Genomic DNA, 23,007 nt, shown 5'->3' with positions numbered 1-23,007 from the left:
CACATCTCTATAGTGCTGGCCGGATCAGCATTGCTATCGGGATCTTATGTGGTGGGTTTGGTCTGAGGATTGTGTGGAATGAATAAAGTGAGATGGCTGGCTCTGTTGTTTTTCAGTACTGCGGTGATGGCTGATGAGGGCATGTGGTTACCACAACAGCTACCTGAATTAGAAGACGAGTTAAAGGCAAGAGGGCTTCGTATTGAGGTACAAAATATTGCCAAACTTACCGAGTTTCCGCTGAACACTGTTGTGAGTCTTGGTGGCTGTGGCGGTTCTTTTGTCTCAGCTACTGGCTTGGTCGTCACTAATTATCATTGCGCCTATAACAGTATTCAGCATCACAGCAGCAATACAACAAACTTACTACAAGACGGCTTTTTCGCAGCGACGTTACAACAGGAACTCCCTGCTGTACCTGGCAGCAAAATTCTGCTGACCCAGCAAGTAGATAATGTGACCCGACAAATCCGACAAGAACTGACACCACAATTATCTGGACTTGATCGTTTTGACAAAATTGAACAAATACGCAAAGAGCTGATTTCTGCCTGCGAAACCAGTGCTGGTATTCGTTGCAGTCTTTACAGTTATGATGGTGGACTGGCCTATTATCTGCTGAAGCAGTTCGAGCTTACCGATGTCCGACTAGTGTATGCCCCAGCAGCCGGTGTCGGTCAGTTTGGTGGTGACATTGATAACTGGATGTGGCCTCGCCATACCGGTGATTTTGCCTTTTACCGCGCTTATGTTGGCAAAGATGGTCAACCTGCACCTTACCATAGTGACAATGTCCCTTTTACGCCACCGGCTTTTTTAAAGGTGTCCGCAAAGGGCGTGCAGGCAGAGGACTTTGTGATGGTGCTTGGCTATCCGGCTCGAACTTACCGCCATTTAACGGCCGCCGAATTAAAACTACAATTTACCCAAATATTGCCACTGCAGCAGCAATACCGCGCTGACATTATCCGGCTCATTCAGCAACATACTGCCGAAAACAGTGCTGAACTATTGAGCTACCAGTCAAGGTTGGCCGGTTTGCAAAACCGCAGTAAAAACACCCACATTTTATTAGAAACTTATCACAGCAGCGCCTTACAACAACGCAAAGAACAACAGCAACAGGCGTTATTACACTGGATCAAGGCTGAACCGGGCCGCCAGGCCAGATTCTTGCCTGCTTTGCTTGATTTGGAAATGTTGGTGCAGCAACAAAGTTCCAATTTGCAACGCAATACATTACTGCAAGCTTTTGACTCAGTGCAATTGTTCAGTGCAGCCCGTCAATTATATCGTAATGCCCAGGAACAATTAAAACCGGACAGTGAACGTGAGGTTGGTTTTCAACAGCGGGATCAGGCTGGTTTAAGCGCTGCGCTCAAAGGGCTTCACGACACGATGTCACCTCAGATTGAGATTGAAATCGCCTGGTATCTGCTACAGCAATATCATCAATTACCCGCAGCCGAGCGTGTGCCCTTATTGGATAAGTTTTTCCACCTTGCTGCCGGCACGGCTTTGGATCAGCCGGCCTTACTGCAATTAAAGCTGCAACTGCAGCAGATGTATCAACAAACAACGTTAACGGATGCAGCGGCATTGTTGGCGTGGCAACAACAACCAGCACCTGCTTTTAGTCAGAGTCAGGATCCGCTGTTACAGCTGGCTGCAGCGCTTTACCCGGCCGAGCTGGCACGTGAGCAGCAGCAAAAAACCAACGAGGGTAAGCTGTTGCAGCTAAAGCCTCTGGTGATGGCGGCCTTAAAGGACTTTAAAGCCTCGCAGCAGCAAAAAACCTACCCGGATGCAAATGGCAGCTTACGTGTCAGTTTTGGCTCTGTGCAGGGTTATCAGCCCCGTGACGGTGTCTATTATACGCCGTTCACCACAGTACAGGGGATAGTGGCCAAAGCGACAGGGACAGTCCCTTTTGCTGCGCCAGCCGCTCAACTGAGCGCGATCGCTACGGCCAATGTTAGCGACTATGCGGCGGCTTCGTTGAGTACTGTACCGGTGAATTTCTTATCGACAGCCGATACCACAGTTCGCAATTCAGGCGCTGCCACTTTAAACGGTCAGGCAGAGCTGGTCGGATTGTTACTTGGTGGCGTCAGTGAAAGTATCTTTGGTGATTATGATTACGACCCGGCCACAAATCGTGCTGTTCATCTTGATAGCCGTTATATGTTGTGGCAGATGGACAAAGTGGATGGCGCCAGTCGGTTGTTACAGGAAATGGTGATAGTCCGTTAACAGTGCCGGTACTTTCGTGCTGAGGGTATCGCCTGTAACACTGTCAGGCTGATTGGTCGCTGGTGGCTGTTTGGTATTCAGGCCGTTTTGCAGTATGATAAGCCGCTTTCATCAAGCTGGACGGACCTGAATTTGCAATTACTGGATCACAAGCTATTTGATGCTTTGCTACAACAAGCAAGCCAAACAAGCCGGAAACGATGTGCTCATAATTTACATCAGTCATTGGCTGAAAACGCGCAACGCGTGGTCATCGCCATGTTGCCTGGTAGTTATGTTCAGCCGCATCTGCATCAGGAACCGCAGCCTTATGAATTATGTCTGGTCCTTCAGGGCAGTGTTGATATGTTGTTGTTTGATGTCGGGGGGCAGTTGACGATGCGTCTGACTCTGGCTGCAGGCTCTGCCCAAAGTGCGGTAGAAGTATCCGCAGGTCAGTATCACAGTCTGATTGCTGCAGAACCTGGCGCCGTGTTTATTGAAATTAAACAAGGACCTTTTGATCCAGCGGCAGCAAGATACTTCGCCGACTGGGCACCCGCTGAGCAGGATGCTGGCGCTCACGACTTTTACCAATGGATGGTCAGTGCCCAGCCGGGTGAGTTTTTTTCTAAGTCACATCTAAAGAGCGAGTTATGAAGTTACAACTAGTGGTACGACGGGCACCACTGAATGCGGGTCTGAAGTGGTTACAACAAGGCTGGCAGTTATTTAAACAACAGCCATTTCTTTGGATCCAGCTGGTCTTTACCATTCATTTTTGTTCATTACTCGGCGCCTTACATCCGCTGTTGGGTATTGCTGCCGCTTTACTGAATCCTTTTCTGACCGCGGGCCTGTACAGTTGTATTGTGGCGCGGCAGCGTGGTGTCACTGTCAGTTTTGGCATGTTGTTTCAACCTTTAAAAGAGCCTGCTTGCCGCGCTATTTTCTTGCGCTTGGCGGCGGCCAATATGCTGTGCAGTATCCCGCTCACTTTGCTGGCCAGCGAGCTATTTATCCAGTGGCAGGCGGGGGCAATTGACTGGTGGCTGATGCTGGGCTTCGTGATAGCGATCTCTTTGGTGATGATGATGTTTGCATATGCGGTTGCTATTGCCTACTTTTTGCGGGAGCAACGTTTATTTGCCATTTTGCAGGCCAGTCTGATGGCGTGCTGGCGTAATGTGCAACCCTTAACGCTTTATGCTTTACTGGCCATGGCGCTCCTCAGCACCGGTTTTCCGACTTTGCTGCTGACCTGGTTGCTGGTATTGCCGCTGTTGTCGATTAGTTTCTTTTTATCCTTTTCCGAGTTCTTTGCCTTGGCACCCGTGAACTCAGAACAGGAGCAGGCAGGCTATTTTGAAGTCTGACTGGCAGTCGTCGTCGGCCGATGCTACGCCAGCGCCAGTGAAGACTGAGGCTGAACTGCGTAGTCTTGCCATTGATTTACTGAGCCGTCGCGATCATAGCAGCCGTGAGTTGCAACAGAAATTACGGCAAAAAGGCGGTGATGAAGCTGATATTGCCGCTGTACTGGATTGGTGTCAGCAGCAAAATTATCAGAGTGATGCCAGATATTGCGCCATGTTGATCCGCTCAAAAGTGGCCAAAGGTTATGGACCTGCGGTGGTGTCACAGGCCGCACGGGAACAAGGACTTGATCGCGAGTTGCTACAGGACACCCTGGCAGAACTCGACATCGACTGGTTTGCACTGGCTCTTTGCCAGTACCAGAAAAAATTTGCTGACAAAGCAATCAAAGATTTTCAGGACAAACAAAAACGAATGGGATTTTTGCAACGGCGTGGTTTTAATGCCGGGCAGATCCAATACGCCATACAACATCAAGACAGTTAGGATTTGGTTATGTATATGACATCAGCGCAGCTGCGGCGCGCATTTCTGGATTATTTCGCCAGCAAAGATCACCAGATCGTTGCCAGCAGCTCTTTGATCCCGGGCAATGACCCAACCTTGCTGTTTACCAATGCCGGCATGGTGCAGTTCAAAGACGTGTTTTTAGGTCAAGATCAGCGTAGTTACAAAAGAGCGGTCACTTCCCAGCGTTGTGTCCGCGCCGGTGGTAAACACAACGATTTGGAAAACGTCGGTTACACCGCCCGCCACCATACTTTTTTTGAAATGCTGGGTAACTTCAGTTTTGGTGACTATTTTAAACGTGAAGCCATCGCTTTTGCCTGGGAGTTTCTGACCGAAGTGGTGAAACTACCGAAGGAAAAACTTTGGATCACTGTGTACGCCACGGATGATGAAGCTTTTGATATCTGGACCAAAGAAATTGGTGTGCCGGCTGAGCGCGCCATCCGGATTGGTGATAACAAAGGTGCACCTTATGCCTCAGACAACTTCTGGGCCATGGGTGATACCGGTCCTTGTGGTCCTTGTACTGAGATTTTTTATGATCACGGCGATCATATCTGGGGGGGGCCACCGGGTTCACCGCAAGAAGATGGTGACCGTTTTATTGAAATTTGGAATAACGTGTTTATGCAGTTTAACCGTCATGCCGATGGCCGGATGGAACCACTGCCAAAACCAAGCGTAGATACCGGTATGGGTCTGGAGCGGATTGCGGCTATTTTGCAAAACGTGCACAGCAACTATGAAATTGATACCTTTCAGGGCCTGATTAAAGCGGCTGCTGGCATTATTGGTGTCACCGACTTAGATAACAAGTCGCTGCGGGTGATTGCCGACCATATCCGCTCTTGCTCTTTCCTGGTGGCGGATGGAGTGATGCCGGGCAATGAAGGCCGCGGTTATGTGCTGCGCCGGATCATCCGCCGTGCCGTGCGACATGGCAATCAATTAGGTGCCAAAGGTATTTTCTTTAGTAAATTAGTGGCCGAGCTCTCGGCGCAGATGGGCGAAGCTTATCCGGAGCTGATTGAAAAACAAGCCATCATTGAAAAAGTGTTGCGGATGGAAGAAGAGCAGTTTGGCAAAACGCTGGAACGGGGTCTGTTGTTGCTGAACGACGCTCTGGCGCAGCTGGGGGGCAGTACTGTCATTCCTGGCGACGTCGCCTTTAAGCTGTATGACACTTATGGCTTCCCGCTGGATTTAACCTCGGATGTCGCGCGCGAGCGTGCTTTCACTGTTGATCAGGCAGGTTTTGAAGCCGCGATGGAAGCGCAGCGTAAACGTGCCCAGCAAGCGTCAAACTTTGGTGCTGATTACAATCAGGCACTGACATCGGACAAAGTGACAGATTTTACTGGTTACACCGAAAACCATGGCAACGCCACAGTGCTGGAAATCCTGCGCGATGGCGTTGCGGTCAGTTCATTGATTGATGGTCAGCAAGCGCTGATTATCCTCGACCAAACGCCGTTTTATGCCGAATCTGGTGGCCAGACTGGCGATACCGGCGTGCTGCAACTGGCAGACGGTGGTGTCTTTACCGTCACTGATACCGTTAAAGTCGGCAAAGCTTTTGCGCATAAAGGCGTGTTAGCAGGCGCGCTGCAATTAAATGATCGGGTTGATGCTGTCATTGATCAGCAGCGTCGGGATGCCATTAAGAAAAACCACTCGGCGACACACTTACTCCATGCCGCATTACGTCAGTTGTTAGGTGAGCATGTCACGCAAAAAGGCTCTTTAGTGGGGCCGGACCGGTTACGCTTTGACTTCTCGCATTTTGAAGCGGTGAAAGCCGATGAAATCCGTGCGCTGGAAGTGCTGGTGAATCAGCAAATTCAGCAAAATCATGCGGTCAGCACCCGACTGATGAATTTAGAGGCGGCCAAAGCGGCTGGTGCTATGGCGCTGTTTGGTGAAAAATATGATGATGATGTCCGGGTGTTAGCGATGGGAGATTTCTCCACTGAACTCTGTGGCGGTACTCATGTCGACCGGACCGGTGATATTGGCTTGTTTAAAATTGTGGTGGAAAGTGGCATCGCCTCTGGTGTGCGCCGGATTGAAGCCGTGACAGGTGCAGGGGCTATCGCTTATCTGCACAAATTAGAGCAGCAGGCGCAACTGGTGGCTTCCATGCTCAAAGGCGATATGATGACTATCGCTGACCGGGTCACCCAGACCCTGGATAAAAGCAAACAGTTGGAAAAAGAGCTGGAGCAATTAAAAGCGAAAATGGCCAGTGCCGCCGGGGCTTCTTTGCTGGAACAAGTGGTGCTGATTAACGGCGTGAAAGTGCTGATTGCCAATTTACCTGGTGCCGACAGCAAAGGTTTCCGCACTATGGTCGATGAACTGAAAGTGAAATTAGGTTCAGGCGTGGTGTTGCTGGCGACAGCAGCCGATGACAAAGTCAGTCTGATCGCAGGTGTGACCAAAGATCTGACCGACAAAGTCCAGGCGGGTGCTTTGATTGGCTGGGCGGCGGAACAGGTTGGCGGCAAAGGCGGTGGCAAGCCAGATCTGGCGCAAGCAGGTGGCACTAAGGTCGAAGCTTTGCCAGCCCTATTGCTGGCCGTGGCTGACTACTTAAGTGCGAAGCTGTAATTTAAGTGGCGTTATTGGTGCAGAAGTTCGGTGGTACCTCGGTAGGGTCCACCGATCGGATTGAGCGGGTTGCCGAGCTGATAATCCGCAGTATCCAGGCTGGTCACAAAGTGGTGGCCGTGGTTTCTGCTATGGCCGGTGAAACCAACAGGCTGCTGGGGCTGGCGCAACAAATTGATCCCAAGGCTGCTAGCCGTGAATTAGACGTGCTGGCTGCGACAGGTGAACAAGTCACAGTGGCTTTGTTGGCAATGGCGTTGATCAAACGCGGTTTTCCGGCCGTATCTTTATTGGCGGATCAGATTTGTATTCATACTGACAATAAATTTGGCAAAGCCCGTATCACTGCAGTCGACAATCAGCGGTTATGGCAGGAACTGGAACAAGGCCACATTGTGGTCGCCGCAGGCTTTCAGGGGCGTGATTTTGAAGGTAATGTCACTACTTTGGGGCGCGGTGGGTCTGACACCTCTGCAGTGGCATTGGCGGCAGCGTTAAAGGCTGATGAATGCCAGATTTATACCGATGTCGATGGGGTTTACAGTATTGACCCCAGGCTTTGTCCGCAGGCGCGACGGCTTAGTCTGATGCCTTTTACCGATATGCTGGAACTGGCAAGTCTGGGGGCTAAGGTACTGCATTCACGTTCTGTCGAATATGCCGGTCGTTTTCGGGTGCCGCTGCGGGTGTTATCGACCTTTAAACCTGATGCGGGAACCTTAATTGTTTATGAGGAAGATGGCATGAGTTTGCCAACTATATCCGGTATTGCCGGTCAAACGGGCATCAGTTTATTGCAAATCAGTGGTCTGACGGCCAGTCAACTGCAACAGGTGATGGCTGCGTTGGCTACTCTGCATATTGAAACAGATATGCTGCAACACCATGGTGACTGGCCATCACAACTGACACTCAGTCTGGCTGTTGCCAGTGCAGAGCTCAGCCAAGTGATTGATGCAGTGCAGAAACTGACAGAAAATAGTACGGTTTCTCTGCATCATCCGCAGCAGAACCTTGCTAAACTGTCGGTAGTTGGCATCGGTATTAAATCAGATCCGCTGCTGGTTTCTAAAATTTTTAGTACTTTCAATGAGATGAATGTGCAATTGTACTTAATCACCCATTCTGAAAGTCGGTTTTCGGCATTGATGGCGGCCGAACAGCTTGAAAAAGTTGCTGCGCGCCTGCATCAAGTATTAGTAACTGCAGATAATTAATCTCTGGATTTTCATAAATTTGAAGCCTAGGTTATCATTCTGTGCATAGACGCAGCAGGAAAATTGCTGATGTCATTCGGAAAATTGAATTTTAAAGGATAGGAGCAAGCGAATGCTTATTTTAACCCGTCGTGTTGGTGAGACTTTAATGATTGGTGATGAAGTAACTGTCACTGTATTAGGTGTAAAAGGCAATCAGGTTCGGATTGGTGTGAATGCGCCAAAAGAAGTTTCTGTGCACCGTGAAGAAATTTATATGCGTATTCAGGCAGAAAAAGGCACACCTGGCAGTTTCACTCAGGATGATGATCAGTAATCTGTTCAAAATCCAGAGACTCGCTAAATAGTTGTTTTAGCTGTAATGTTGTTTAATTTTTACCCGTATTCGTTATTAATTGCTCAAATTGTTTAAAAGGTCAGCAAACAAACTTTTTTCTTCGAAAAATTGTTTGACTTATTTTCCAGAGACATTAATATACGCCCCGCAACGTAGCGCGGAGAAATGGCCGAGTGGCTGAAGGCGCACCCCTGCTAAGGGTGTATAGGGGAAACTCTATCGAGGGTTCGAATCCCTCTTTCTCCGCCAGTTGTTTCAGATTTAGATGGACGCATAGCTCAGCTGGATAGAGTACTCGGCTACGAACCGAGCGGTCGGAGGTTCGAATCCTCCTGTGTCCGCCATCTGAAACGACCTTTGCTGGATGATATAAAAGTTAGACTGGACGCATAGCTCAGCTGGATAGAGTACTCGGCTACGAACCGAGCGGTCGGAGGTTCGAATCCTCCTGCGTCCGCCACTAAACCTGCATCAAGCAGGTTTTTTGTTTTAAAGCTTCCAGGCTTTACCACAGTGAGTATCAGCAATACATTGCTGCTTTGAACTGCAAGTCAAAAGATATAATTACGGACGCATAGCTCAGCTGGATAGAGTACTCGGCTACGAACCGAGCGGTCGGAGGTTCGAATCCTCCTGCGTCCGCCACTTCCCTGCAACACCAAATAACTGAACCGATAGCCCTGCTGACAATTCCTTGTCGTGGTGCTCTGGTTATCTGCTGATATCTCTCTTTCCAATCCGATGATTTTTACGTTTTGCAGGATATTTTATTGCGCTTAAATAGCGCATAAAGGCACTGACACTAGTCAAATCGGGGCGTAATGGGCCGGTAGTGCCTGGCTTGCGATCCAACATGGTGCAACCGCTGATAACGGCTAAAGTCCTCTGCAATCAGTCGGGTAGATTTCTGTTGATGATTATGTTTTGATGGAACCGCAACTTTGGGGGTTCTATGCAAACGACAACAATAAAATCAATAAAACATAAAATTCTATTACGGGTCGGTGGTTCTGTGGCTGTGTTGTTTATGCTGGCGGCTGCCGGTGTGGTCAATCATCTGGCCGACCAGAGCCGGGCACAGGTCGAAGCACAGGTGCACAGCCTGATGGAAAAAGAAGCGGTCAACGTCGGCAAATTTTTTGCAGAATACGCTCAGGTCGCGCAAACATTTTTGCATGCGCCACAATTTCAGCAATGGTTCGTGCAGTATCCGGGTCGAGGCACGGCATTAGAAGGCTTGGCTGGCTATCAGGATATCAATCAGACCTTTAAAACCGTCAGTGGCCGCGATGAGGCGGTATTATCGGCATTTTTCGCTTTAACCCGCTCAGATGAATATTTCCGCGAAGATTCCCGCACTGGGGTTGATGTGGATGGACCTAATGCCGGTAAAGTCGAACAGGGCTATTTTGCTTCGAAAAGACCCTGGTACATCGAAAGCATGCAAAGAAATAAATTCTTTGTCGGCTCGCCATCGGCAGATTTCACCACCGGCGTCGTTTCTGCCGTGGTAGAGGGGCCGGTGTATTTGCCGGACGGCACTTTATTGGGCGTTGGTGGTTTGGATCTGCATTTAAATAAGATTGGCGATAAAGTTGATTTGATCCGGTATCAGGGGGAGGGGATCCCATTTTTACTCGATAGCCTCGGTCACATTGTCCATTTCCCGGCTCAGACCGGGATGGAGATTAAAACCAGTGCTGATCTGGCCGGTTTTGACAGCCAAAACGACAGCAACAGTGGTTTTGCCGCCATCGCCGCGGCCGCAAAAAGTGGTACTGCTGGCTTTGCGCAAGTGCAACTGCAAGGCAAACCCTATTTCGTCAGTTATCAGCCGGTGCAGCTGAGCTTTCCGGAAATGTCCTGGCTGGTTGGGATCCTGATCCCGGCACAGTTGATTGAAGGACCGATCCAAAGTGCCATCAATTGGGCCTTATTCGGGACTTTGATTTTTTTACTGCTGACGGCCGCAACAATTCTGTTCAGCACCAACCTGATTATCCGGCCTTTACAGCAGCTCACCGCCGCTATGCGCGATATTGCCAGTGGTGAAGGTGATTTAACCCGGCAGATTGATATCCGGCAGCAGGATGAAACAGGCGCGCTGGCACGGCATTTTAATACCTTTGTGCAGAAACTGCGGTTGTCATTACAAAAAACCTCGCAGCAGGCGCAGCAAGTGCATCAGTCTAGCCAGCATCTGAATCAGGTGGCAGTGCTGACCAATCAGGAAATTCAACAAGGCAAAGTGCAATTGGATGCGGTCTCGGCGGCAGTCACTGAAATGGCGGCGACAGTGCAGGAGATCAGTCGGAATGCCCAGTCAACCAGTCAGGCCGCCACTGCGGCGCAACAACGTGGCCAGGATGGTTTTAAACTCTCTGAGTTAGCAGTGCAGGATATGGATCAACTTGATCGCAGTATGCTCGAAGCGGTGCAGGTGGTGATGGGCCTGGCAAAGGAATCGGAAAATATCGGTACTGTGGTCGATGTGATCAAAGGTATTGCGGAACAAACTAATTTGTTGGCGCTCAATGCAGCCATTGAGGCCGCCCGTGCTGGTGAGCAAGGACGAGGATTTGCCGTGGTCGCAGATGAAGTGCGATCGTTGGCGGGGCGGACCAGAGACAGCACCGATGATATTCGCCGGATGGTAGAAAAATTGCAGCAAATTGCCGGTCAGGCAGAAGCTGTGATGCAGCGGGGGCGCGAGCATACTGAAGTCAGCGCAGGTCGGGCGCAGTCAATGCAACAGGCATTATCTGCCATCAGCCAGGCTATTGTCGTGGTGCAGCAACAAAGCAGCCAGATTGCCGTTGCCACACAGCAGCAAACTGTGGTCGCGGATGATATCAATCAGAATCTGCATCTGATCAGTCAACTGGTGGATAATACCGCCGGGCATGCCAATGAATTGACGGTCGAAGCCAACCAGCTGAATGCCTCAGCCACGGCGCTGAATACTGTGGTTGGACAATTTAAAATTTAGCAAAATGCCATCGCAGGGTCGACATTCGCTGTTATACCCTGCGGTCGCTCAAACCCCTGCGGTCGCTCAAACCCCTGTGGCCGCTTTAATCGGTGAGCTCTTCGGTGAATAACAAGTGCTGGGCTGCGGTCATGCTGCTGTGCTGGGGTAACGCCACTGGGTGCGAAGCATCTGCACGGATGGCAGCATGCAGTGGCAGTGTCGCCAGCCCTTTTAACGCCACAGCGCCTGCGTCCGGAGTTTTAATCAACCTAGGGACCTGACGTTCGCCATATTGGGCAATGGACGGAATAAAAGGCCGCAACTTGCTGATCAGTTTGTCTAACAACCAATCACTGACTTCACCGCCAACAATAATACTCTGGCAATTTAATAATGTTTCCAGCGTATGCAGTGCCACTCGCATCGGCTCTGTAGCCGCTAAAAACCAGGGTTCCAGCTTATCGGCTTGCTGTGGAGTCAATGCTTCGGCCAGGATCAAACTGGCTTGCTGTGACTCCGGTACGGCCATTTTTTTACTGATAAATTGTTGTAATGAATTCGTCGAGACAAAATCGTTCAGCCGGCCAAAATCACCGGTGCTGTGGTCTTGATCTGGTGTGACAAAAATTTCACCAAGCGCGCCGGAAAAACCATTCTGTCCCAGCAGCAAGGTGCGGTGATAGACCAGTGCAGCTTCAACGGTCTGGCCGATATGGACATAACAGAAACTTTGCAGTTGTCTGGCTTCACCATGCAACAGGTGGTAGGCCGCACAAGCGGCGGCGGTTTGTTCCGCCACCACAGGTAATTGTAATACGGTCGCCAACTGCTGCTGAAATAACTGGCGCTGTTGCTGTTTTTCGATCAGCGAACTGCTGCCTGTTTGCACCTGGGTGATGCCAAGGCCAAGTAATTGCTGGTACTCAATATTTTGTTGTTGGCATAACTGTTCAATCAAGGCCCGGCAACTGCGCAGTTGTTGCTCCGCTGGCACTGCACTGCAGCTTTGTTGCAGCAATTGGCCGGTTAAACTACACAGCGCCAATTCCAGCCGATCCGGCCATAGTCTTAGTCCGATGGTAAAGTAGGCGTGATCCTGCAGCAGCAACATGGTCGAAGGTTTGCCGACTTTCTCTTTTTTGATGCCGGCTTCCTGCACCAGTTGCAATCGAATCAGTTCATCGACCTGATTGGTGATGGTTTGTTTACTCAGAAAAGTGGTCCGCGCAATATCAGCTCTGGACAGCGGTCCCTGGGTGGCGATTTGCGCCAGCACCAGCCGCACATTCACGGCTTTATTTTGTTTGGAATTCGAACCTAACATCAGAACCTTAGCTTATTTGTCACTTTGACCGGCTGGCCAGCATTTTTTACCTGCAATCGCGAAAAGGCAATGAATTTGTGATCTCTTTCTATTAAGTAAAAATGATTGACATATTATTGTTGATTGGAATATAAACAACTTAACAATAATTTCTGAGCAGGTACAGCGTGAAAATATATGGTCGAAAAGCAGTCAGTCTGTGGTTGGGATGCTTATTAAGACGGTCAGCACTGGCTGCGGTGCTGTGCAGTGGCGGATTGATGTCAGTTGATGCGGTTGCTGCAACAGCGCTGCAGGATCCATCCGCAGATGCGGTGCCCGCCAGTGAAATCCAGCTCAGCGCCTTGCAGGTGCAGCAATTACAACAACAATCATTCACTGCCGCTTTGGTCTGGCATGGCGCCAGCCCCTGGATCAGTGCCGTCACTGCGGGAGCAACGGCTGAGTTTAACCGGCTTGGCGTCAAAGTGGTGGCGGTGACAGATGCGCAGTTTGATCCAGCCAGGCAAGTGGCGGACATAGAAAATGTCACCGTGCTTAAACCCGATTTTGTTTTGTCGCTGGTGGTTGACCCGGCCAGTGCTAAAGCGGCTTACCAGCAGTTGGTCAACACCGGCAGCCAATTGGTCCTGTTAAGTAACCCGATCCCGGGCTTTGTACTGGGGCAGGATTACGCTGGTATCGTGACTGACGATATGTTTGGCATGGGACGGCAGGCGGCTGATGTGCTGGCGCAAAGTTTTGCCACCTCAAGCAGGGAGAAGCCATTGCAAGTCGGTATGATTTATCACGATGCTGATTATTTTATTACCAACAACAGAGATCAGGCATTCCGGCAGCAGCTAGCCAAATATCCGCAACTGCAACTGAGCGCCAGTCAAGGTTTTGTCCGTGAGCAGGAAACTGCCGACATTGCGGCGGCGCTGATTTTACAACATCCTAAACTGCAGGTGATTTATGTGTCCTGGGATGCAGCAGCTGAAGGGGTGGTGGAAGCACTCAGAGCTGCCGGTCGCAAAGATATTAAAGTCATCACCCATGATTTGGGGGTCAATAACCTGCTGGATTTGGCCAAAGGCGGCAATATGCTGGCAACTATTGCTGATCAGCCATATCTGATTGGTCAAACCATGGCCAGAGTGGCGGCACTGCGTGAACTGGGGATCAGTACACCAGCCTTTACCCTGGTGCCTTTTAATACAGTCACCCAGCAGAATATCGCTGCAGGTTGGCAGCAGGCTTTTCAAAGTCCGCTACCGGCTCTGCTCCACCAACTGCTGGCCAATGATGGAGTTCAACCATGACCTCACTGCTGGCCCGTGTTCCACTGAAACAATGGCTGCTACGCCGGGATGCGTATATTTATTATATTTTTCTGCTGGTGCTGGCCATGTTTGGCGTGGTGCTGCATGACACCGCGTTTTTATCGCTGGATAACCTGCTGAATATTGTCCGCCAGACCACACCTGTCACAGTGATGGCGGTGGCGCTCTGTTTTGCGCTGGCGGTTGGACATATTGATTTATCTATTGGGGCTGTGGTTGCCGTCAGTGCGTTGGTGGCAGCGTTGTTATTACAACAGGGCAGTATTGCGCTGGCGGTGGCTGGTGCGCTCAGCGTTGGTGTAGTGGTCGGGCTGATCAATGGTTTTTTGACCGAAAAACTGCAAGTGTCATCCTTGCTGATCACTTTGGGCACGATGAGCGTGCTGGCGGGACTGGCCCGGCAACTGACCGGGATGGAATCAGTGCCGGTGGTTAATAACGATTTTATCTTCTGGTTTGGTGGTGGTGACTTGTTCGGCGTACCGGTATTGCTGCTTTGGACAGTGTTGGTCGCTTTGGCGGGTTATCTGCTGTTGAATAAATTGCGCTTTGGCCGGCACTTACTGGCGGTGGGTGGCAATCCGGCAGCAGCCAGAGCTATGGGCATTGGTATTTCGCGGTTACGGGTGCAGGCCCTGATGATTTCGGCACTGGGGGCTGCTTTGGCAGGCTTGTTGTACGCCGGTCGGTTACAGGGCGCACGTTACACCTTAGGCGAAGCCGATTTACTGACGGTGATTGCGGCGGTGGCCATTGGTGGCACCAGTTTATTTGGCGGTCGGGTTTGCATCATCGGCGCTGTGCTGGGTTCCTGGTTGATGGGCATGATCAACAACGGTCTGATTTTATCCGGATTTTCCACCAATGAGCAGATGATAGCCCGTGGTGTGATCTTGATCCTGGCGGTGGCGATTGGGGTAAGGGAGGCGCGTCATGGTTAGAACTCAGTTAGGTCAGGTGGCACTGGAACTGCGGCATATCGGTAAAAGTTTTGGTGCAGTGCAGGCGCTGAAGGATGTCAGTTTCAGCGTGCAAAAAGGCGAAGTCGTGGCATTATTGGGTGACAATGGCGCTGGTAAAACGACGCTGGTACGTTGTATTGCCGGTTTACACCAGCCGGATCAGGGGCAAATATTACTGAATAATCAGCCAGTGATCCTGAATTCACCACAACAGGCCAGACAACTCGGCATTGAAACTGTGTTTCAGGATCTGGCGATGGTGCCGGAGTTTGAGATCAGTGCCAATATGTTTTTAAACCGGGAAATTCTCAGCAAAAATCCACTATTGCGCGCACTTGGCTGGCTGGATCAGGCGGCAATGGAGCGACAGGCACGTAAGTCGTTGCACCGCCTCAATAGCCGTCTGCCGGACTTTCATGCCAAGGTGCAAAGTTTATCTGGCGGTCAGCGCCAGGCGGTTGCCATTGCCAGAGCGGTGAACTGGGGGGCTGATTTGGTGATGATGGACGAACCAACTGCAGCACTGGGTGTGGAGCAAAGCGCGCAGGTGAATGAACTGATTAAACTGATTAGCTCACAGGGCGTTGCAGTACTGTTGATCAGCCATAACATGCAACACGTGCTGGAAACCTGTGATCGGGCCGTGGTGCTCTATCAGGGCCGATCGGTGGCCGATGTGGCCCTGTCGGATGTCAGCAAAGAAGACTTAGTGGCATTAATTACCGGTGCCGCAGTCGCGGCCTGAGTGAGGAGGAACAGATGCAAACGTCAACACTGAACAACCAGCCAGGGCTCGAACTTCGGATCAGCCAGTTACTGGCTAGCCTGAGTCTGCAGGAAAAAGTGGGTCAGCTTTTTATGCTGGCTTTTGCCGGCCAGGATCTGGCTTATGCCCGTGAGTTGGTACAGCAGCGTCATATCGGCGGTTTTTATCTGACCGACGATAATGCGCCAGATCCGGCGGCAGCGATGCAACTGGCCAATCAGTTACAACAGTTAGCGGCGCTGCGACCTTGTGACGCGCCGCTGTTGCTTGGGGTGGATCAGGAAGGTGCCTGGGGTCTGTTAACCCACCATACCGTGCTTGGACCCGGCAATCTGGCGCTGGGGGTGGCCGATGATGTGGCGCTGACTGCCGCCATGTACCAGCAGTACGCACAGCAAATGCAACAACTGGGTTATAACACGGTGTTAGCACCCTGTGCAGATGTCAATTCTAACCCGGATAATCCAATTATTGGTCAGCGCGCTTTTGGTGCAGAACCGGTGCTGGTCAGCCGGCATGTCAGCGCCGCAGTGCAGGCGTTGTTAGAGCAGGGAGCCCAGGCCTGTGCCAAACACTTTCCCGGTCATGGCGACACCGCCACTGACAGTCACAGTGGTTTGCCGGTGGTGACACTGAGCCGGCAACAATTACTCGACAGCCATCTGCAACCTTTTATCGCAGCGATTGGCGCTGGGGTACCGCTGATCATGACCAGTCATATTTTGTATCCGGCGCTGGATCCTGTCTGGCCAGCCACGCTGTCACCAGCGATCCTGACAGCTTTGTTACGCCATGAATTAGGGTTTGACGGCGTGATCTTAACTGACAGCATGAATATGGGGGCGATGCGACGGCATTATTCGCCAGTAGCGGCGGCAGTGCAGGCGCTGAAAGCCGGTGCAGATCTGATCATGCTGAGCGAAGAGCATTATGAGAATGAACGCACTGATTATAAGCAGTTGCAGCGTGACACCATTCAGGGCGTGATTGCGGCTGTTGAGCAAGGTGAACTGGCTGAAACTGTGCTGGATCAAGCGCTGCGCCGGGGGCTGCGATTACGTTATCAGTTGAGCAGTGTGCCGGCCAGCGGTTTGGTACCACAGGGAAAGCCAGCAGAACCCACTCAACTGGAACTGACCGCGGCCAAAGCTGCCGTGCGGTTGTTGCGCAATCAGGCCTGTCATTTGCCATTAACATCGCAAAAATGCCAGACGCTGACGGTGGCTTTTGTTGCCGATCCGGCTGTCTATGATCGGATCTGTAACAGCCGTGGCATTGGACCCAATGATCCGCTCCCGGCCAGCAGCGCTTGCTGGCAACAACTACAACTGTCGGCCGCTCAGCATGGTATCAGGCTGGAACTATTGAACTGGCCACAACTGCAGCAGTTGCTACAGGGACAAAGACAGTTACCAGCTGAACAGTTATTGCTGCTGGTGACAGAAGATTATCCGTTGCCAGGCGAGCAACTGGATTTAACAGCTCAGCAGCAACGGGTGCAACAGGCTTGTCAGCTGTGGCCAGAGCAACTGCTGGTGCTGGGGTTGCGTTCTGATACTGAACTGGCTGCTTACCCACAGTTACAGACTTATCTCTGCAGTTATTCCAGCCGTCGTTGCAGCGCTATTGCTGCTGCTCAGGTAATTTTTGATATTAAATAAAATCAATTGGTTATCATTGTTTAAGTGGTGTTAAAACATAGGTTGCATATTTAGTAAAATTAATTGACAAATAATTAGTAAAACAAATAGACTAAATTTTAAACACAACAAAATTCTGTCCTTGTGCATTCAGTTCACCTCTGGTCGCTGTTCAGTCTGGCGCCGCGGTGCTGCGGCGGACCGGCAGAATAACAACAAAAAACGGGGAACTATCGATGAAAACAACACAACAACGCTATCTGAGTTTATGTATCGGTCTGGCTTGTGGTTTGCCACTGCTCGTCAGCCCACAGCTGCAGGCACAACAAACCAGTACGACAGCTGCCACTGACCTCAACAAAATTGAGCGGATTGCGGTCACCGCCACCAAACGTAAAACCTATTTAATGGAAACGCCGGTCGCAGTCACTGCCTTCAGTCAGGAGCAACTGACCCGAGGTGGGGTGAAAGAATTGCGCGAATTGACCACAGCTATCCCAAATACTCAGTTTGTGGTGTCTGGCACTGACTCTGGTATTCAGGCCTCTATTCGTGGTGTGCGCTCGGGTAATAACACCGAAACCGGCGATCCGGCGGTGGGGGTGCATATTGACGGTATTTATTCGCCACGGCCACAAGGTGCACTGGCCTTGTTGTACGACGTGTCACAGGTAGAAGTTTTACGGGGCCCACAAGGCACTTTGTTTGGCCGCAACTCAACCGGCGGTTCGATTAACGTGATCCCAAATAAACCTGATACCACGCAGAATTACAGCAATCTGGTGCTCGGTTATGGTAATTACAACCACAAACAGTTACGCGGTATGACCAATATCGCGGTCAATGACAGGTTTGCCTTACGCTTTGCGCTGATGGCAGATCGGCGCGATGGTTATATCAAACAAGAGATGGATGTTCGTGATATCAACAGACCTGATTTAAAAGATCCCTTTACCGGCAAACCTATGGCGGCGGATGGAGTTGCCGATACTGATCAGCGCGAAAACCATCAAGTCAGTAAAAAAGATTATTACACCAATTCAGATAAACAATCGATACGGGCTCTGGCGCGCTGGATCCCATCCGATACGCTGAGCTGGGATTTGACGCTGGAGCATTTTGCCGATCAAAGTGCCGGCGAGTTATTTCTCAAAGATTGTGCCCAGGCCAAAGGCACTGTTGATCAATGTAACCAGCCGCAGTTTTACGCCAATATTAACGTTCCAGGTGAGATGGATATGACCATCGACACTTTACGTTCACACATCAACTGGCTGCTGAATGACAGTTGGGCAGCCGATTATCGTTTTAGTCTGGCCCAACAAGAACGTTATCAGCTGTTTGATGAAGATGCCGGTTTTGCCGCAGCCCCATCCCGTGCCAAGCTAGATAGCTTCAGTCATCCGCTACTGTTTGACCGCTACGCCAGAACCAATGCCGAATTTGATTCCAGCATTCACGAGTTACAATTTACCTACAGCGCCAGTGATTTGAAATTTGTCACCGGGGTGTTTTCGATGCGGGAAAAGAACAAAATCAAGTTTGATGTCGAGCTGGTGCATGGTTTGCGTCATCCGGCGCTGGGTTATCATCCGGCAGCTTTTTCCTATCCGCAGGATGACCGCCGTGCCAATGCTGATGCTGTGTTTGGTCAGTTGGATTACAGCCTGACAGAACAGCTGCAACTGACGCTGGGCTACCGTCAGACCAAAGATAAAAAAATTGACAATGGTGGTGTTGGTTATGAGCTGGTGTTTAGCGATCAATATTACAATGGCGGTTATGATCCGAAGGTGAACGGTAGTATTCAGTCCAATCATTTAACCAAAAATATGGGCACTTATCCACCGCTCGGTCAGGTATTGACGGCGGGTCGGCGGACTTATCACACAGAAGACTGGCAAAAAGGCACCTGGAAAGTGGGGGCTGATTACCGGCTGCCGTCAGAGGATTTGCTCTATGCTTTTGTTGCGACCGGTTTTAAAGCGGGCGGCTTTTTTGAAGACTTCGATATCTGTGACTGTGGTCAGTATTCCAATTTACCTTATGGCCCGGAAGAAGTGACTAACTATGAAACCGGCTATAAAGCAGCACTGCTGGATGGCCGGATGAATCTGTCGGCCGCGCTGTTTTACAGTGAATATACCGATATGCAAGTCACCAATAATCAAAAAGTCGGCACCAGACCTGATGGCAGTGACAAATTCCACAACCTGACGACCAATATCGGTGAAGCCACGATGAAAGGACTGGAGCTGGAGCTGGATTATATTCCCTGGAATAATGGCCGAATTTCCGGTTATGTCGCCTGGCTGCATGCTCGGGTTGACAATATTCCGTTTGAAGACAGTTATTATTGTGCCGAGCGGCTTGAATATGGGCAGCAACCTTGTGCTACCGGCCCGATTGATATCAGCGGCAACAGTTTACCTTATGCACCAGACTGGTCGGGCACGCTGAACTTGCGGCATACCTTTGAACTGAAGTCAGGCTTTGCGCTGGAACCGCAGTTAAGCGCACACTGGCAAAGTAAAATGTATACCTCGCTGAATAATTATGACGGGGCGCATTTATCGGACGCTCAGACCGCTTACTGGAAAATTGATGCTTCAGTCAAACTGATGCCAGCCAGCGACAGCTGGTATCTGGAAGCTTATGTGTCAAATCTGACCGACGAATATGTCCGTAACGCCAACTACTTTCAGTTCCGCGATGGTTTTATCCGTTCAACCTACAATCCGCCACGGATGTTTGGTATGCGCTTTGGTTATGATTTTTAATCAGCCTTGCTGTCCCTTAAATAATGTTAGCAGCAAAGCCTGAGTGGCTGAGCTGCCAGACCCTGCTTGTGTGGTCGGCAGACTGCAGTAGTGTGAACTGCCGCAGAATGTTGTTGCAGCGGCCCTGAACATCTTGTGGGGTTTATGCTGAAGCCCTGCGGTGATCCCGACAGGGCTGTTTTACTTCGAGTGCTATGACATCAAGCCGTTTTGCATCAAACCAACTATTTATCAGTAACTTTTAACGCTGATGCCCGAGTGCAAAAACGACTGCTGGCGGACTTTTACTGTTTTAACAGCTCAGGTGACAGCGTCAGTTCAGCGTTTTTATTAACACCGACACCACGGTCAATAATGTTTTGCGCTATTTGCTTGGCTTCATCCAGTGAGTGCATCTGGTAAGTCCCACACTGATACACGTTTAATTCCGGAATTTCAGACTGCTGCTGCACTTTTAAAACATCAGCCATCGCTGCTTGCCAGCTATCGGCGACACGTTGCTCGTCTGGCGTACCAATCAGGCTCATGTAAAAACCCGTCCGGCAACCCATCGGGGAAATATCAATAATTTCCACGCCATTGCCATTTAAGTGGTCGCGCATAAAACCGGCAAACAGATGCTCCAGGGTATGGATACCTTTTTCGGAGAGGATTTCCTGATTCGGTACACAAAAGCGCAGATCAAACACGGTAATTGCATCGCCGTGTGGCGTGGTCATCGTTTTTGCGACCCGCACCGCTGGTGCTTTCATAATAGTGTGATCAACGGTAAAGCTATCAAGTAATGGCATAACTGAGTTCCAAAAAAGAGTCTGTGCAATCGATTATACAGAGCTACGGTCAGACAGGCGAACTGGTTTTATCTGTCTTGCTGGCACAGCGTTGCAAAAATGCGCTCACTGGCGGAAAAAACGCTGTGAAGTTAAAAAAGCAAAAAAATTTGCCGCAATAACCTTGAATCGATCAGGGATTAGCCCCATTAACCGGTCAACACAATTTTAATTGTTCGAATTCAAGAGCGGAGTACAATCATGGGTAGAATTATTGGTATTGACTTAGGTACAACTAACAGCTGCGTTGCGATTTTAGATGGCGACCAGCCACGGGTCATCGAAAACGCTGAAGGTACCAGAACCACGCCTTCAATCATTGCTTATGCCGAAGACGGTGAAGTGTTAGTGGGTCAGCCAGCAAAACGTCAGGCAGTTACCAACCCAAAAAATACTTTATTCGCCATCAAACGCTTAATCGGTCGTCGTTTTGAAGACGCCGAAGTACAGCGTGACATCAAAATCATGCCATACCAAATTGTCAAAGCTGACAATGGCGATGCCTGGGTTGAAGTCAAAGGCAAAAAATTAGCAGCGCCACAGATTTCTGCGGAAGTGCTGAAAAAAATGAAGAAAACGGCGGAAGATTATCTGGGCGAGCCAGTGACAGAAGCGGTTATCACTGTTCCGGCTTACTTCAACGATGCGCAGCGTCAGGCGACTAAAGATGCCGGCCGTATCGCTGGTTTAGAAGTAAAACGGATCATCAACGAACCAACAGCGGCTGCCCTTGCTTATGGCATGGACAAGAAAAAAGGCGACACTAAAGTTGCAGTGTATGACTTAGGTGGCGGTACTTTTGATATCTCGATCATCGAAATCGACGATGTTGATGGCGAGCAAACTTTTGAAGTGTTATCCACCAATGGTGATACGCACTTAGGTGGTGAAGACTTTGACTCACGCGTCATCAATTACCTGGTTGACGAATTCAAAAAAGAACAGGGTATTGACCTGCGCAACGACCCATTGGCGATGCAACGGTTAAAAGAAGCCGGTGAAAAAGCTAAAATCGAGCTGTCTTCTGCCTCACAAACTGAAGTGAATCTGCCGTACATCACGGCTGATGCCACAGGTCCAAAACACTTAAATATCAAAGTGACCCGCGCTAAGTTGGAGTCATTGGTGGAAGATTTAATTCAGCGCACCATTGAACCACTGAAACAAGCATTAAAAGATGCCGGTTTGTCTGTTGGCGAAATCAACGACATCATTCTGGTCGGTGGTCAGACGCGGATGCCAAAAGTGCAGGAAGCTGTGACGGCTTTCTTTGGCAAAGAGCCACGTAAAGACGTCAACCCGGACGAAGCTGTTGCCGTAGGTGCTGCTATCCAGGGCGCAGTCTTGTCTGGTGACGTGAAAGACGTGCTGTTACTGGACGTGACGCCACTGTCATTAGGCATCGAAACCATGGGCAGCGTGATGACTGCGCTGATCGAGAAGAATACGACTATCCCAACCAAAAAGTCACAAACCTTCTCAACTGCAGATGACAATCAGTCTGCGGTCACTATCCACGTGCTGCAAGGTGAGCGTAAACAAGCGTCTGCTAACAAGTCATTGGGTCAGTTTAACTTAGAAGGCATTCGTCCGGGGCGTCGTGGCGAACCACAAATCGAAGTGACTTTTGACCTGGACGCTGACGGTATCCTGCACGTTTCAGCCAAAGACAAAGACACCGGCAAAGAGCAGAAAATCACCATTAAAGCCTCTTCAGGTCTGACGGATGAAGAAGTAGAAAGAATGGTGCGTGATGCCGAGCTGAATGCGGAAGAAGACAAAAAGTTTGAAGAGCTGGTACAAACCCGTAACCAGGCAGATGCTTTAGTGCATGCGACCCGGAAGCAGGTGGAAGAAGCCGGTACTAACCTGGCGACCAATGATAAGCAAGAAATCGAAGCCGCTATCAGCGCGCTGGAAAGCGTGATCAAAGGCAGCGACAAAGCTGAAATCGAAGCCAAAACTCAGGCATTACTGCAGGCAGCGCAAAAACTGCAAGCTGCAGCTGAGCAAGGTCAGGCGCAACCAGGTGCTGACAATGCCAAAAATGCTGGCGATGATGTAGTTGACGCTGAGTTTGAAGAAGTTAAAGACAAATAATATTTGTCTGGTGAAGACCGCTGCAT

At 50.2% G+C, this 23,007-nt stretch carries 16 protein-coding genes and 4 tRNA genes; 18 read left to right on the top strand and 2 right to left on the bottom strand.

The window, feature by feature from the left end; translation table 11 throughout:
* Nucleotides 1-78: 78 nt before the first annotated feature.
* The 12 genes from AC53GJ_RS15705 (at nt 79) to AC53GJ_RS15650 (ending at nt 11,272) form a co-directional block, all read left to right on the top strand.
* Nucleotides 79-2,253, top strand: coding sequence for a S46 family peptidase (locus tag AC53GJ_RS15705; RefSeq protein WP_496729083.1), 2,175 nt, complete (start codon nt 79-81; stop codon nt 2,251-2,253).
* Nucleotides 2,254-2,385: 132 nt separating this feature from the next.
* Nucleotides 2,386-2,892 (top strand): WbuC family cupin fold metalloprotein, encoded by a 507-nt coding sequence (locus AC53GJ_RS15700; RefSeq protein WP_496729081.1) that lies wholly within the window; start codon nt 2,386-2,388, stop codon nt 2,890-2,892.
* On the top strand, nt 2,889-3,608 hold the full coding sequence (locus tag AC53GJ_RS15695) for a hypothetical protein (RefSeq protein WP_496729079.1): 720 nt from the start codon (nt 2,889-2,891) through the stop codon (nt 3,606-3,608). The genes AC53GJ_RS15700 and AC53GJ_RS15695 overlap by 4 nt, the downstream gene beginning before the upstream one ends.
* Nucleotides 3,598-4,095, top strand: coding sequence for a regulatory protein RecX (locus AC53GJ_RS15690; protein WP_496729077.1), 498 nt, complete (start codon nt 3,598-3,600; stop codon nt 4,093-4,095). The genes AC53GJ_RS15695 and AC53GJ_RS15690 overlap by 11 nt, the downstream gene beginning before the upstream one ends.
* Before the next feature lie 15 nt (nt 4,096-4,110).
* The gene (gene alaS / locus AC53GJ_RS15685) at nt 4,111-6,729 is read left to right on the top strand and encodes an alanine--tRNA ligase (RefSeq protein ID WP_496732805.1); all 2,619 of its coding nucleotides are present in this window, start codon (nt 4,111-4,113) and stop codon (nt 6,727-6,729) included.
* A gap of 5 nt (nt 6,730-6,734) precedes the next feature.
* Nucleotides 6,735-7,946, top strand: coding sequence for an aspartate kinase (locus AC53GJ_RS15680; RefSeq protein ID WP_496729075.1), 1,212 nt, complete (start codon nt 6,735-6,737; stop codon nt 7,944-7,946).
* A gap of 112 nt (nt 7,947-8,058) precedes the next feature.
* A complete protein-coding gene (gene csrA / locus AC53GJ_RS15675) occupies nt 8,059-8,262 on the top strand; it encodes a carbon storage regulator CsrA (protein WP_496729073.1) in 204 nt (67 codons plus the stop codon).
* 180 nt (nt 8,263-8,442) lie between these two features.
* Nucleotides 8,443-8,532: transfer RNA gene (locus AC53GJ_RS15670), tRNA-Ser, on the top strand.
* Between the two features lie 18 nt (nt 8,533-8,550).
* A tRNA-Arg gene (locus AC53GJ_RS15665) sits at nt 8,551-8,627 on the top strand.
* A gap of 39 nt (nt 8,628-8,666) precedes the next feature.
* Nucleotides 8,667-8,743, top strand: a tRNA-Arg gene (locus AC53GJ_RS15660).
* A 108-nt stretch (nt 8,744-8,851) separates the two neighbouring features.
* Nucleotides 8,852-8,928: transfer RNA gene (locus AC53GJ_RS15655), tRNA-Arg, on the top strand.
* A gap of 307 nt (nt 8,929-9,235) precedes the next feature.
* Nucleotides 9,236-11,272 (top strand): methyl-accepting chemotaxis protein, encoded by a 2,037-nt coding sequence (locus tag AC53GJ_RS15650; RefSeq protein WP_496729071.1) that lies wholly within the window; start codon nt 9,236-9,238, stop codon nt 11,270-11,272.
* A gap of 85 nt (nt 11,273-11,357) precedes the next feature.
* Here the strand turns inward: AC53GJ_RS15650 and AC53GJ_RS15645 are convergent, their stop codons facing one another.
* On the bottom strand, nt 11,358-12,578 hold the full coding sequence (locus AC53GJ_RS15645) for an ROK family transcriptional regulator (RefSeq protein WP_496729069.1): 1,221 nt from the start codon (nt 12,576-12,578) through the stop codon (nt 11,358-11,360).
* Nucleotides 12,579-12,838: 260 nt separating this feature from the next.
* On the opposite strand from AC53GJ_RS15645, the gene AC53GJ_RS15640 reads away from it, so the two are divergent.
* The 5 genes from AC53GJ_RS15640 to AC53GJ_RS15620 all read left to right on the top strand — a co-directional run bounded on the left by AC53GJ_RS15640 (nt 12,839) and on the right by AC53GJ_RS15620 (nt 20,051).
* Nucleotides 12,839-13,882 carry a substrate-binding domain-containing protein gene (locus tag AC53GJ_RS15640; RefSeq protein WP_496729067.1) on the top strand — a complete coding sequence of 348 codons (1,044 nt, stop codon included), beginning with the start codon at nt 12,839-12,841 and terminating at the stop codon, nt 13,880-13,882.
* Nucleotides 13,879-14,844 (top strand): ABC transporter permease, encoded by a 966-nt coding sequence (locus AC53GJ_RS15635; protein WP_496729065.1) that lies wholly within the window; start codon nt 13,879-13,881, stop codon nt 14,842-14,844. The genes AC53GJ_RS15640 and AC53GJ_RS15635 overlap by 4 nt, the downstream gene beginning before the upstream one ends.
* Nucleotides 14,837-15,610 (top strand): ATP-binding cassette domain-containing protein, encoded by a 774-nt coding sequence (locus tag AC53GJ_RS15630; RefSeq protein WP_496729063.1) that lies wholly within the window; start codon nt 14,837-14,839, stop codon nt 15,608-15,610. The genes AC53GJ_RS15635 and AC53GJ_RS15630 overlap by 8 nt, the downstream gene beginning before the upstream one ends.
* 14 nt (nt 15,611-15,624) lie before the next feature.
* Complete coding sequence (locus AC53GJ_RS15625; protein ID WP_496729061.1) at nt 15,625-17,292, top strand: glycoside hydrolase family 3 protein; 1,668 nt, start codon at nt 15,625-15,627, stop codon at nt 17,290-17,292.
* Nucleotides 17,293-17,507: 215 nt separating this feature from the next.
* Nucleotides 17,508-20,051 carry a TonB-dependent receptor gene (locus tag AC53GJ_RS15620; RefSeq protein WP_496729060.1) on the top strand — a complete coding sequence of 848 codons (2,544 nt, stop codon included), beginning with the start codon at nt 17,508-17,510 and terminating at the stop codon, nt 20,049-20,051.
* Nucleotides 20,052-20,335: 284 nt separating this feature from the next.
* On the opposite strand, the gene luxS is transcribed toward AC53GJ_RS15620, so the two are convergent.
* Complete coding sequence (gene luxS / locus AC53GJ_RS15615; protein ID WP_496729059.1) at nt 20,336-20,842, bottom strand: S-ribosylhomocysteine lyase; 507 nt, start codon at nt 20,840-20,842, stop codon at nt 20,336-20,338.
* Between the two features lie 240 nt (nt 20,843-21,082).
* Between luxS and dnaK the strand changes: the two genes are divergently transcribed.
* On the top strand, nt 21,083-22,981 hold the full coding sequence (gene dnaK, locus AC53GJ_RS15610) for a molecular chaperone DnaK (protein ID WP_496729058.1): 1,899 nt from the start codon (nt 21,083-21,085) through the stop codon (nt 22,979-22,981).
* The last annotated feature ends 26 nt before the right edge of the window (nt 22,982-23,007 follow it).

Source organism: Rheinheimera sp. B2H12, assembly GCF_059620065.1.
This window is presented reverse-complemented; position numbering and strand designations above follow the sequence as displayed.